We start from the raw sequence: 13,036 nt of genomic DNA on the forward strand, positions 1-13,036 counted from the left end.
TAAAGTGACAGCGGGAAGCGAGTCGGTTCTCGAACTGCTGCCGAAGGTGTTCGCCGCACCCGGCGAGGCTCTGGCGGAGGCGGAAGAGGTACTCGGCGCCGATCCCTCGCCGCTGCACGCCTCCGTCGCCCATCAGGTGATCGGCATCTGGCAACGGGACTTCGGCGATCTGCGCCTCGCGCTGGCCCATCTGCGGCGGGCCCGCGATCTCGCGGCACGCGCGGACTCCGCGGACCGGGAGGCGGACGTCCTGGGCACCCTCGGCGTGGCGCTGGTGCACGCGGGCCGCACCCGGCAGGGGCTCGCCGCGTTCGAGCGGGGGGTCGCCCGCGGCACCGGACACACCCGGGCGCGGGTGCTGTACCGGCGGGCGTACGTCTGGTGGGTGCTCGGGCATCACCGGGAGGCGCTGGAGGACGTGCGGCGGGCGATCCCGGTGCTGCGGCAGGCGGACGACGTGATCTGGACGGCGCGGGCGCTGACGTTGCGCGCCACGGTGCATCTGGCGCTCGGCGCGGTGGAGCGGGCGGACGCGGACTTCACGTCGGCCGAGGCGCTGTGGGAGACCACGGGCCAGGAGCACGACAAGGCGGACGCCGTGGAGAGCCGGGGGCTCGCCGCGTTCCGGTCCGGGGACATCCCGGCGGCGCTGCGGCTGCTGGACGAGGCGGAGGAGCGGTACGCCAAGCTCGGCACGCCGACGTTCATGCTCGACATCCGGCGCTGCGAGGTGCTGATGGCCGCCGGTCTCGCCCCGGAGGCGCTGGCCGAGGCGGACGCGGCGATCGGGGTGCTGGACGAGATCGGCGGACAGTCCACGCGCAAGGCGGAGTTGCTGCTCGTCGCCGCGCGGGCGGCCCGGCTGGCGGGTGATCCGCACACCGCCATCGCGCGCGCGGCCCTCGCGGTGCGGCTGTTCGCCGGGCAGCGGCGCACCTGGTGGGAGACGCACGCCCGGCTGGTGCTGATCGAGGCGCGGCTGGTCACCGGGCGCGCCTCGGGGCGGCTGGTCGCGGACGCCGCCGCGGTCGCCGACCGGCTGGCCTCCTTCGGCGCCCCGGCCGCGCCCGAGGCGTCCCTGCTCGCGGGCCGGATCGCGCTCGCGCTGGGCTGGCGGGCGGACGCCGAACGGCACTTGGGGACGGCCGCCCGCAGCAGGCGTGCGGGGCCGCCGCTGGCGCGGATGACGGGGTGGGCGGCGCAGGCGCTGCGGGCGCGGGCCGCGGGATCGGGACGCGGGGTGCTGGAGGCGTGCCGGCGTGGCCTGGACGTGCTCGACGACCACCGTACGACGCTGGGCGCCTCGGAGCTCCGGGCGCGCGCCACCGCCCAGGGCGCCGAACTCGCCGCGCTGGCGCAGCGGGTGAGCCTGGACTCCGGGGGGCCGCGGCGGCTGCTGGTGTGGAGCGAGCGGTGGCGGGCGACGGTGCTGACCGCCCCGCCGACCCGGCCGCCCGCCGACCCCGCCCTGCAGAGCGGGCTCACCGCCTTCCGGGAGATCGCGGCCCGCGCGGAGGCCGCCCGCATGGAGGGGCGGCCGGTGCCCGCCCTGGAGCGCGAACAGCGCCGTCTGGAACGGGAGATACGCTCGCGGACCCTGCACATGCGCGGGGAGGCGCCCGGTGACGGGGACCGCTTCGACCCGTCGCGGCTGCTGGCCAGGCTGGGTGACGCCGTCCGGCTGGTCGCGCTGGTCGTGGTGGACGGGCGGGTGCAGGTGCTGCTGTGCGGACAGGGGCGGGTGCGGCGCTACGAGGCCGGGCTGCTCGCCGACGCGGAGACCGAGGCCGAGCATGTGCAGGCCGGACTGCGGCGGTTGGCCCACCCGGGCGCCGAGGCGCGGCTTCCGGTGGTGGAGGCGGCGGGGCGGCGGCTGGAGGAGCTGCTGCTGGGTCCGGCGGCGGAACACCTGGGCGACGGACCGGTGGTGGTCGTACCGCCCGGCCGGCTGCACCGTGTGCCGTGGTCGCTGCTGCCGTCGCTGCGCGAGCGGGTGGTCAGCGTGTCGCCGTCGGCGACCAGTTGGCTGCGGGCCCGGGAGACCGAGCCGCCGCCGGGCGGCCGGCAGGTGCTGGTGCGCGGTCCGGGCCTGGCCACCGGGGGCGCGGAGGTGCCCGAGCTGGCCGACCGGTACGGCACGGCGACGCTGCTGGAGGACGACGGGGCGAACGTGCCGCGGGTGCTCGGGGAGCTGGACGGGGCGGCGCTGGCGCACATCGCCGCGCACGGCGCCTTCCGGGCGGACAGCCCGCTGTTCTCCTCGCTGCGGATGGCGGACGGCCCGCTGATCGTGCACGACTTCGAACGCCTCGACCGCAGCCCCTACCGCATCATCCTCTCCTGCTGCGACACCGCCCGCTTCGCGTCGGTCGGCGCCGATGAACTCCTCGGCCTGGTCACCGCGTTGCTCCCGCTGGGCACGGCCGGGGTGGTGGCGTGCAGCGCCCCGGTCAACGACGCCGCGGTGGTCCCGCTGATGGTCGCCCTGCACAAGGGAGTGAGCTCGGGCCTCTCCCTGGCCGAGGCCCTCCGCGACGCCCGCGCCGCCCTCCCCGGCGACGCGGTGCACCAGGCGACGGGCTGGGCCTTCTCGGCCTTCGGAGCGGCCTGACGACGACCACTGGGCCTGCGCATCCGCCCCGACAGCACGCCGCGCGGGCCTCCGGCCGCCCGGCGCGAGCGAAGCCCCCCGCTGCGCGTCGGCGCGCCCGCCCTCTCATCGCCACAGCCACTTCGCGCGGCGCGGGGACGGCGGTCGCCATCCGCCCGCGGCGGTGCTGCGCGCACCTGCCGACTCCGGCCGCCCCGGGCAGGAAGCGCGCCGCCCCGACGCACCAGTCCGCTCACCGTGCCGACCCGCGACGCGCGCTCCGCGCCGGCTGCCCGGCAAGCACGTCGGGCCTTGGTTGTGCCCGCCCTTCGGCGCCACCCGGCCGCGGCGGATGCCCTGCGCGCCGGAGCAGCCGGCGCCCTCGTTCAAGCCGGTTGTGCGGTCGGCAGGTCGACCAGCCACGGCAGGGCGCCCCGGTCGCTGGCGCCGAGGCGGGCGTAGGCGCTGTAGAGGTGGTTGCCGACCGTGCGGACGGAGAGGGTGAGGCGTTCGGCGATCTGGCGGTTGCTGAGGCCGGCGGCCGCCAGCGTGACGATCTGCCGTTGACGGGCGGTCAGTTCGCCGAGGACCAGGCCGGACAGGGCCGGGGTGCGGGCACCCTGGCAGCGGCGGGCGAGGGCGACGGCACGGGTGCGGGAGGTGCGGGCCGCGCGGGGGTCGCGATGGGCCCGTACGGCCTGGGCGTGCGCCTCGGCCGCGTACAGCAGCAGCCCGCGCTCCTGGAGCGCCTCGGCGGCCCGGTCGAGGGCGGGCCCGTCGCCGCGGGCGAGCGCGTCGGCATGCTGCGCGAAGACGCCGTCGAGGCGTCCGGCGGCCCGCTCTGGCGCGCCGAGGCGTACGGCGTCGTACGGCTCCACGGTGGCCAGCGCGGCGTCGAGGTCCCCGCGCGCGACGGCGGGCCAGCCGTCCCCGGCGCCGTCGGCCGCGGCCGTCACCTCGCCCGACTGCGCCACGGCCAGGGCGAGTTCACCGCGGCAGTCCGGGTCCCGCGGCGCGTCCCGCAGGCCCTCCCTGGCCCACGCCTCGGCCTCCTTCAGCCGCCCGCCGATGCGGGCGAACCGGGCGCGCAGGGCCGCGTATCCGGCCGGGACCCGCGCGCCTTCGTCCACCAGCCACTCCCCCACGGGCGCCGACACCGCCCGGACGTCGGCCAGGCGGACACTGCGCGCCAGTACGGCCGTCTCGGCGTCGAGGGCCGCCGCGCACTGGTCCGGGGTGCGGGCCAGGCGCCGCGCCCGGAGCCGGCCGGCCGCGGCCCGCAGCACCGGGCCGTGCAGGGGGTGGGCGAGGCGTACGGCGCCCCGGTCGTCGATGCGGATCAGTCCGCCGGCCTCCAGGCGTTCGAGGGCCCACAGGTCGAAGAGGTCCATGTCGGGGGCGAGGGGTTCGCCGAAGGCGAGGCGTTCGAGGGTCTCGCGCTCCTCGGGGTGGGTGCGGTCCAGGACGTGCGCGGCGCGCTCGCGCACGGTCGCCGTCAGCGGCAGCGGGCCCCGCCAGGCCCAGCCGTCCGTGCCCGGGACGCGGGTGAGCAGTCCGCGCTCGCGCAGCGCGCCCGACAGGTCGCGCAGCAGTCGCAGATCGCCCTGGCACAGCCGGTGCAGCCGGTGCACGGTGAGGGGTTCGAGGTCGTCGCCGAGCAGCTGTGCCGTCTCCTCCGGCGGCAGCGGGTCCAGGGTGAGACGGGGCAGCAGTTCGCCGGTCCAGAGGCGGGAGACCGCCCCGGGCGCGGGGACGCCGTCGGTGGCCACGACCACGAGCCGGGTGCGGCCCTGCACGGCCAGCTGGTGGACCAGGGCGGCGGACGCGTCGTCGAGGAGGTGCGCGTCGTCGACCACCAACAGGCGTACCGCGGAGAGGAGTTGCACGGCCCGGTGCAGGGTGACCGCTTCGGGCAGCAGGTGGGCGAAGGCGGCGAAGGGGATGGTGCGGGCCTCGGGCGTGCCGGCCACCTTGGCGCTGTCGGTGCCACGGGTGGCCTCGGCGGCGAGCCGCGTCTTGCCGCAGCCCGCCGCTCCGGTCACCACGATGCCGTGCCGGCCCGCGGCCAGGGACCGGCGGATCAGCTCGACTTCGCTGTCCCGTCCGGTGAACGGCCAGGGCAGCTCCAGGGTCTTCGCATCCCGTTCGAATGTCATCACACCTACAAGAGCACCCCTACTCATCCCTGATACAGGGTGACTTGAGTAGCCCCCGACTCAGGCGCCCGGCCGCCGCCGACGGCAACCTTGGCGCATGACCGCTCGCTACTGCTCCCTCGCGCAGCAGTCGGCCCCCGTTCTGGCACCGGGGCTGACCGCCGAGCGGCAGCGTGCGCTCATCGGCGGACGCCGGATGTGGGTCAACCACACGGTCCTGCACTACTACTTCTTCGACGGCGACAGCGACGCGTCCGTGATTCCCGTACCGGGGACCGGGGGGTCCCGGCGGGTGTCGTGGGTCGGCTCGAAGGAGCAGCGGGACGTGGTGCGCGAGTGCTTCCAGGAGTGGCAGGGCCTTGGCATCGGGGTGTCGTTCACCGAGGTCCAGGACCGCTCGGAGGCCGAGTTGCGGATCGGGTTCCAGCTGGGTGACGGTTCGTGGTCGACGGTGGGCAAGGACGCGCTCCAGGTCGGCCAGCACGAACGGACCATGAACTTCGGCTGGGACCTGACCGCGCCTTCGGAACGCGGCACGGCCCTGCACGAGATCGGGCACGCGCTCGGCATGCTGCACGAGCACCAGAGTCCGTTCGCCGGCATCCACTGGGACGACGAGACCGTCTTCGCGGACCTGGCGGGCCCGCCGAACTTCTGGAGCCGGGAGACGACGTTCTTCAACATCCTGCGCAAGCTGGACCCGGACGAGGTCAACGGCTCCGTCTGGGACCCGCAGTCGATCATGGAGTACCCCTTCGAGGCGGGGCTCATCCTGGAGCCGGAGCAGTTCCGCGCGGGCCTGAACCCGCCCGGCGCGCTCTCCCCCGCCGACAAGGAGTACGTCCTGCGCTGGTACCCGCCGGCCGGCCCACCCCGGCCGCCCGCGCTGGTGCCGTTCCGCTCGGCGCCGATCGCTCTCGGCCCGGGTGAACAGGCCGACTTCGCCGTCGAGCCGCCGGAGACGCGTGAGTACACGGTGGCCACGTTCGGCGACAGCGACGCCGTGGTGGTCGTCTTCGAGGAGCGGGACGGGGAACCCCGCTACCTCGCCGGCCGGGACGACGGGGGCATGGCCGGGAACGCCACGATCAGGGCCCATCTCGTCAAGGGCCGCCGCTACTTCGTCCGTGTGCGTCTGTACTCCACCTGGGGATCGGGGGAGACCGCGGTGATGTGCTGGTAACAGCACGGGTACAGCCGTACGCGGGCGGACGGACCGCAAGTCCGGCGCCGGGGGAGTGGCCGGGTACATCGCCTTCGGGGGAGGGTGATGTGCCCGGCCGCGGCGTTGTGTGCGCCGTGGTCAGGAGACGGCCGGTCCGGTGAGGTAGCGCCCCTCCTCGTCGTACGGCCAGACATTGGGTACGCAGCCGTTGAGGCCCTTGATCTGCTGCATCATCGCGGGCGCGGGCTGTCCGGGGCCCGGGCAGCCGACGTGGCCGTGGCCGAGGAAGTGGCCGACCTCGTGGTTGATGATCAGCGCGCGGTAGGCCGTGACGTCCTCGGCGTAGACGGGGGTCGCCAGCAGCCAGCGCTCCAGGTTCACCATCACGTTCCGCTCCACGTTGCAGTTGTACTCGCCGCCGTTGTCCAGCCCGTACTGTCCGCAGATCCGGTCCACGGTGCCCGGTGTCGCGACCTTCACGACGAAGTCGGCCGGACCGCTCGGCACCCGCCGGAACGCCGAGCGGCCGTCCGCGGTCCAGCCGCGCGGGTCGGCCAGGACGCGCTCCACCTGCCGGGCCACGTCGGCGGCCGAGAGGTCGACGGTGTCCTCGACCTCGACCCGGTAGCGCAGGGCCGTGCCCGATCCCGCCTGTGCGCCGGAGCCGGCGGCGGAGGTGAAGGTGCCCGGTCCGGTGGCCGGGATGTCGGGCTCGGACGGGTCGGCGGAGGGCGAGGACGAGGGCTGTGCGCCGCGGGCCGAAGCGGGGGTCCCGGTGGGCCCGGCCGGGCCGGCGTGCGCTCCGCCCCCGTCGTCCGTCGCCGCGAACCCGAAGGCCCCCAGCACGGCCAGTGCGACCAGCCCTGCCCACAACACCCCCCGCCGCCTGCGCGGAGAGGCATGGGACGGGCCGCCCCGCCGACGGCCACGGGGAGAACGAGCGGTACGCGTGGTCATGTCGGCCAGGCTGTGACCGCCATGTGATCGGACCGGGCGCAAACAATAACGAAGCGATAACGCGCCCGCCGATCCGGGTTCATATGATCATCCCGTAACAAAGTCCCTGGGCGTCGGCTGCCGTACGGATACTGAGCGCATGCCACGCGTTCTGCTGATCGAAGACGACCGTGCCGTGCGGGAGGGAGTCGCACTCGCCCTGCGCCGCCAGGGGCACGAGGTCGCCGCCGTGGCGACCGGGGAGCACGGTCTGGAGCGGGTGCGGTCGTTCCGGCCGGACGTCGTGGTGCTGGACCTCATGCTGCCCGGCCTGCCGGGTCTCGACGTGTGCCACGAGATACGCGCCCTCGACCAGACCCTGCCGATCATCATGGCGACCGCGCGGGGCGACGACGAGGACATCGTCGTGGGCCTGGAGGCGGGCGCCGACGACTACGTGGTCAAGCCCGTCCAGGCCCGGGTGCTCCAGGCGCGCATCCGGGCCGTGCTGCGCAGGGCGGGCGGTACGTCCGGCGAACCCGGCATCCCGAAGATCGACACCTACGGGGAGCTGGCCGTCGACCGGGCCGGCCTCTCGGTCGCCCGCAACGGCGTGCCGATCGCGCTCGCCCCGTCCGAACTGCGGCTGCTGCTCACCCTGTCCGCCTCCCCCGGCCAGGTGTTCAGCCGCCAGCAGTTGCTGGAGGCGGTCTGGGAGCACAGCTACCACGGGGACGCGCGCCTGGTGGACGCCTGCGTCAAGCGGCTGCGCGCCAAGATGGGCGAACCGCCGCGCGAGCCGCGCTACATCCAGACCGTGCGCGGCTTCGGCTACCGGTTCGCGGCCCGGTGAGGCGGCCCCGGGTGCCGCAACTGCGCGGTCTGCGAACGCGGTTGGTGGTGGCCTTCGCGCTGGTCGCCGCCGTCACCGCCGCGACCACCGGCGCCCTGACCTTCCGTGAGGCGCGCACGGGTGTGCTCCAGCAGAGCCAGGACACCGTGATCCAGCTGCTGCGCACCCAGGTCGGCCGGCTCGCCGAGGAGCTCTCCTTCCCGCCGGGCGAGGACGAACTGCGGCGGTTCGCGACCGACGTGGCCGGCGCCGACCCCTCCGGAACCTGGCGGGTCCTGGCCGCCTACGGCGGCCTGAGCGCCACCTCCGCCCCCGACGACCCCTTCGAGGAACTGACGCCCGCCCTGCGCGACGCCGTGCGCTCCCGGACCGCGACCGTGTTCCAGCGGGTGGCCAGCGGCGACCACACCGCGCTGGTCGTCGGCATGTCGGTCCTGTTCGCCTCGTCCGACGGGGGCACCCACCCCTCCGGCGTGCAGGTCTTCCTGACGGTGCCGCAGACCACGGAACGCGCCTATGGCGACGCCCTGGTCACCGCCGCCCAACGGGCCACCGTGCCCGCTCTGGCGCTCGCCGTGCTGCTGGCGCTGCTCGCCGCGCGCGGCGTGCTCCGGCCGGTACGGGCGCTGCGCCACGCCACCCGGCGCATCGCCGAGGGCCGCCTGGACACCCGCCTCGCGGTCCACGGCTCGGACGAACTGGCCGATCTGTCGCACACGTTCAACGAGACGGCCGCCGCGCTGGAGGAGTCGGTGGCCGAACTGCGCGGCATGGAGGCGCGGGCCCGCCGGTTCGCCGCGGACGTGTCGCACGAGCTGCGCACGCCGCTGGCCGCCATGTCGGCGGTGACCGACGTCCTCGACGAGGACGCCGCCCGCCTGGATCCGGACACCGCGACCGCGGTCCGGCTGATCAGCGAGGAGACCGTGAAGCTGGCCCGGCTGGTGGACGACCTGATGGAGATCTCCCGCTTCGACGCGGGCGCGGTGGTGCTGCACCTGGACGAGATCGACCTCGCCGAGTCGCTGCGGCGCACCCTCGCCGCGCGCGCCTGGACCGGCCTCGTCGACTGCGACCTGCCCCCGCCGGGCACCCTGCGCGGCCGGGTCGACCCGCGCCGTCTGGACGTCGTCGTCGCCAATCTGGTCGGCAACGCCCTGCGGCACGGGGCGCGTCCCGTGCGCCTGCGGTTGTCGGGCGGGGCACGGCTCGCCGTGATCGAGGTCCTGGACAGCGGGCCCGGCATCCCCGACAGCGTGCTGCCCCATGTCTTCGAGCGGTTCTACAAGTCGGACGCCGCCCGCACCCGGACCGAGGGCAGCGGACTGGGCCTCGCGATCACCGCGGAGAACGTCCGCATGCACGGGGGCACGGTCAGCGCGGCGAACCGGCCCGAAGGGGGCGCCGTCTTCACCGTACGACTCCCCCTGCCCGACGACGAGCCGGCCCCGGGAAGCGGCTCATGACGCCCCGCCGGCGATCCGCGCCGCTGTGGCTCGCCGCCCTGTGCGCGCTCACCTCCTGCGGCATCCCCACGACCGGAGTGGTGGAGGCGGGCGGCCCGGCGAGCGGGGTGACGCCGATGATCCGGGTCTACTACGTCGTCGACGGCGCCCTGGTCGCCGTCCCCCGCCGCACCACCGCGCCGGTGGATGCCGCGAAGGCCCTGGAGACGCTGCTCCTGGGCCCGACGGACGGGGAGCGCCGCAAGCGGATCACCACGCGACTGCCGCCCGCGTCGGGCCTGTTCACCGCCACCCCGATCCCCACGGATCCGGACGCCCCGGGCCCCCCGCCGCAGAGGCGCCGCCCGTCCGACCTCGTGACGGTGACCGAAGGGGAGGACGGGATCACCGTCCGACTCGCCCCGGCGGCGGGCCGGTTGAGCGATCTCGTCGCGGCCCAGCTCAGCTGTACGGCCACCGCGGCGCAGCGGGTCGCCGACCCGGGATCGGAACCGGTGCCGGTGACCGTCACCGGCGCGGGCGGGCGACGGGTGGAGTCGAGTGACGTGCGGTGCCCGGACGCGTAGACCCGGTCGGCCGATGCCCATGGGAAAAGGGCCCTCGCGAGCCGCTGCCCGCGAAGACCCTTCGCACCGTCGGGACGACAGGATTTGAACCTGCGACCCCTTGACCCCCAGGAGTGCGGGCTACCGGGATTATATGGATGAATCGGCTATTTCAAGGGCAGATACCGTGCGCTTCGCGGTATGAAGTTCGGCACCGCGCATGCCGTTTGGTCCCCAGCTGGTCCCCAGAACGCAGACCAGGTCCAGCCCCACAGCCGAGCCCGGGCCGATAACCGCTCGCTCGGCTGTGACGGCTCCGGGGGCTCTGTCAGTGGCCGACGATACCGTGAGAGATGGGCCAGATCGGCTCGTGGCCTCGGAGGGTGGCAGGCGTGGGTGACGTGGAGTGGCCGAAGGATCCAGGGGCCTACGAACAGGCCGTCGCCGTCCTACTCAGCTGCATGCACCCGCAGCTCCTGCGCGTCGATGGTTCAGGCGGCGATGGCGGCAGAGACGCACAGCTCACGGCCCCCGACGGGCTCCACGTCTTCGAGATGAAATCCTTCACCGGCCGGATGACAAAGGGGCGCCGGGACAAGGTCGAGAAGTCCTTGGGTCGGGCCGCGCTGCTGAACCCCGTCAGCTGGGACGTCATCGTGCCGATCGACCTCAACCCGACCGAGGAGAAGTGGTTCAGCGGCCTTCAGCAGGGGTTCTCGTTCCCCCTTTCGTGGCGCGGGGCCACCTGGATCAAGGCCCGACTGGCCGAGCACGCGGCTGTGCGCCGGTTCTATTTCGCCGACCATCACGCCGAGCTGGGGCACCTGCTTCAGGAGATCGCCCGGAATCACATCTCGCCAATTGACACGGCGGCCGACGCAGCCGCGCGGCTCCGACAGTTGTGCGACCGCCTGGCCGAGCTGGACCCGCACTACACCTTCCGCATCACCGCCGGCCCGGGACCGCACACCAACATTGAAGTTCTCCCCGCCTATCCGGGAGCCGATCGCGACCAGCCACTCCACATCGCGCTCAGCATCACCGACCCCGACACCCCGGAGGGTGAGTCCGCCGCTTCGGAATTCGAGCGCTGCCGACGGTACGGTGACCCCATCGAGCTGCCGGCACACTACGTGCACCTGTCCGGCCCGCCCTCGCTCCTACCGCCGCAGGGCTCCGACCGCGTCCGCCTAGAAGCGGTTCCCGAGCCCCGGGACCTGCCGGCCCAGCTGATCGTTACCGACCCAGCAGGCAAACGCCTCGCCGTGCTCGGGCTGCACATGACGTCCATCCGTTCCGGCTCCCATGGAGGAACCCTCGTGGGAGCCGACCCCACAGGAGCGATCACCTGTCGGCTTCGCCTGGACCGCACGACGCGGGAGTCCTCGATCAAGATCGATGTGAACGTCCCCGAGGCGCTACGGCCTGGGCAATGGCTGGACGTCGTCCGGTTCGCTTCCTATGCGGAGCCGGCAAGATGCCTTCAAATGACCCTGGCGGGACACGCTGTGAACGACCCCGCGCCCTTCCGCATCACACCGCGCCATGACGGCGCGGTGCCGGTGCTGCGGGTACTCGAACAGCTCGTCGCCATCGAGCAGCTGGCGGTGACCACTCTGATGGTCCCCAAAGACCCGAGCCCCGAAGACCTTCGCGCCATACACGAGGCCCACACACTGCTGACGGGTGGAGCGGTCGATGAAGTGGTCACTTCAGTGACCATGGAAGCCGATGACACCGAATCCATACGAGGGCTGTTCACCGCGCCACAGCCTGTTCGGCTCAGGCAGAACCACCCCGCCTACGAGATCAGGATCTTCGGCCAGAACGTCCCCATCGGCCCGGTCCAGCGCACTCTGCCTCCGCTGTACGCCTCCGAACACCGCCGTACCGCGGATGGTTGGCACATCACGCTCACTGCCGGCACCGAGCCCGGAGCCAACGCGGCAAGCATCCGGCGCGCTGGGTAGCCAGCATCTCAGCAGTCCGTGCCACCATGCCGACAGTAATGCATGCATCCACCACTGGTCCCCAGACGTGGTCCCCAACCCAAGCACGTCCGCCGATGCCATCCCGCGGACGCGTCATAGGCGGATGAACGTGTGTTCCGGGCGCGAACTGGACACGAGCTCGCCTACTTCTCCTTGCCGCGAGCGCATCACGACTGCAAGCACGGGAGTGGGCTGCTACACCGCACTACGCCAGCACCAAGCCATCGATGACCCGAGGCCAGCCAAACCCCTGGTAGGAGCCGTCGGCCGGGACGGGTACGCCGTCGCGCTCACAGGTCTGGATGACGCGACGAGCACAGGACGCGGCCGGGTCGTAAGTGCGTCCCGGCAGCGCAGGTGAGTTCCACACCACTGAGCCGGCCGGGTCTGACGACCTGGACGTTCACTCTGAGGCGGCAGTACTTGGCCGACTAGTCAGCGGCTGTCGCCGCCCCGGAGGCACACGCCCAGGGCCGTGAAGCAGTGCGAAATCCGGGTCTGTCTCGCGCAGCAACCTGTGCTGACCGCCCCCGGTTTCGGCCCTGGGCGATTTCCCTCTTTTCCCACGCCTCTACCACGGGCGACGCAGCAAGGCAGATCCATGCCCCGAGCACTGGTCCCCAGAGCTGGTCCCCAAATCATCCGTGAGCAGGCCGTGTCATACCGCCATCAGTAGCCAGCCAGGCCATCCGGCGTCCAGGCTCTGCAGGTCGTGTGCGCCGCGTCCCAGGGCACGCAGGCGAAGATTTGGATCCACAAGCCGTAGGTCTGGTGGAGGGTTCGGCGTCTGCCCTCGTCAAGCCCCAGACCTTCGGCGACATGCGGATCGTGGACGCCTGGGCCGCGACCGTGAGAGCTGCGTCCCGTGCCTCGCGGTCGGTCCAGCATTCGTCCTCGTCCGGCTCCGCGTAGGACTGCAACTGGTAACGACCGCCCGTCGGCCTGCGCTGGACGGCTGAGTAGGGTCGCGGTACCCGAGCTGGAGAGGTAGATGCATGGCCCACGAGATTGTGATCGCGCAGACGACCAGTGACGACGAGGATCAGGCGAAGGCGCTGGCCCGAGGCGCGGTTGAGAGCAAGCTGGCAGCGGGCGTTCACATCGATGCGCCCATCACCGCCTTCTACTGGTGGAAGGGGAAGGTCGAGACGGCGCAGGAGTGGCGGATCTCGTACATGACGTCAGCGGACCGTCTCCCGGCACTGGAGGCGTGGCTGCACGAGAAGCATCCGTATGACGTCCCCCAGTGGATCACGCTGCCCGTGACCGGAGGATCGGAGGCGTACCTGTCCTGGGTGGTCGAGGAGACTCACCCGCAATAGGGCACGCCACCG

General features: G+C 73.2%; 9 protein-coding genes. 7 read left to right on the forward strand and 2 right to left on the reverse strand.

From position 1 onward, the window contains the following. Positions 1-4: 4 nt before the first annotated feature. On the forward strand, positions 5-2,611 hold the full coding sequence (locus ACWD1Z_RS22795) for a CHAT domain-containing protein (protein ID WP_451121260.1): 2,607 nt from the start codon (positions 5-7) through the stop codon (positions 2,609-2,611). A 365-nt stretch (positions 2,612-2,976) separates the two neighbouring features. Here ACWD1Z_RS22795 and ACWD1Z_RS22800 read toward each other — a convergent pair whose 3' ends face one another. After that, positions 2,977-4,746 carry a LuxR family transcriptional regulator AbsR2 gene (locus tag ACWD1Z_RS22800; protein WP_451121262.1) on the reverse strand — a complete coding sequence of 590 codons (1,770 nt, stop codon included), beginning with the start codon at positions 4,744-4,746 and terminating at the stop codon, positions 2,977-2,979. Positions 4,747-4,843: 97 nt separating this feature from the next. On the opposite strand from ACWD1Z_RS22800, the gene absR1 reads away from it, so the two are divergent. Further along, complete coding sequence (absR1, locus tag ACWD1Z_RS22805; protein WP_451121264.1) at positions 4,844-5,929, forward strand: beta-glucuronidase AbsR1; 1,086 nt, start codon at positions 4,844-4,846, stop codon at positions 5,927-5,929. A gap of 120 nt (positions 5,930-6,049) precedes the next feature. Here absR1 and ACWD1Z_RS22810 read toward each other — a convergent pair whose 3' ends face one another. Continuing rightward, complete coding sequence (locus ACWD1Z_RS22810; RefSeq protein WP_451121266.1) at positions 6,050-6,868, reverse strand: DUF3152 domain-containing protein; 819 nt, start codon at positions 6,866-6,868, stop codon at positions 6,050-6,052. 139 nt (positions 6,869-7,007) lie between these two features. Here ACWD1Z_RS22810 and ACWD1Z_RS22815 point away from each other — a divergent pair, with 139 nt between their 5' ends. From ACWD1Z_RS22815 to cutA, 5 genes are all read left to right on the forward strand, one after another. Next, on the forward strand, positions 7,008-7,700 hold the full coding sequence (locus tag ACWD1Z_RS22815; protein ID WP_451121268.1) for a response regulator: 693 nt from the start codon (positions 7,008-7,010) through the stop codon (positions 7,698-7,700). An 11-nt stretch (positions 7,701-7,711) separates the two neighbouring features. Then, the gene (locus tag ACWD1Z_RS22820; protein ID WP_451121270.1) at positions 7,712-9,166 is read left to right on the forward strand and encodes a sensor histidine kinase; all 1,455 of its coding nucleotides are present in this window, start codon (positions 7,712-7,714) and stop codon (positions 9,164-9,166) included. Continuing rightward, entirely contained in the window at positions 9,163-9,732 is a 570-nt protein-coding gene (locus tag ACWD1Z_RS22825; protein WP_451121272.1) for a hypothetical protein, read from the forward strand. The genes ACWD1Z_RS22820 and ACWD1Z_RS22825 overlap by 4 nt, the downstream gene beginning before the upstream one ends. A 371-nt stretch (positions 9,733-10,103) precedes the next feature. Further along, positions 10,104-11,681 carry a hypothetical protein gene (locus tag ACWD1Z_RS22830; RefSeq protein ID WP_451121274.1) on the forward strand — a complete coding sequence of 526 codons (1,578 nt, stop codon included), beginning with the start codon at positions 10,104-10,106 and terminating at the stop codon, positions 11,679-11,681. A gap of 1,016 nt (positions 11,682-12,697) precedes the next feature. Continuing rightward, positions 12,698-13,024 carry a divalent-cation tolerance protein CutA gene (gene cutA, locus ACWD1Z_RS22835; protein WP_451121276.1) on the forward strand — a complete coding sequence of 109 codons (327 nt, stop codon included), beginning with the start codon at positions 12,698-12,700 and terminating at the stop codon, positions 13,022-13,024. The last annotated feature ends 12 nt before the right edge of the window (positions 13,025-13,036 follow it).

The organism is Streptomyces sp. NPDC002784 (assembly GCF_053592135.1).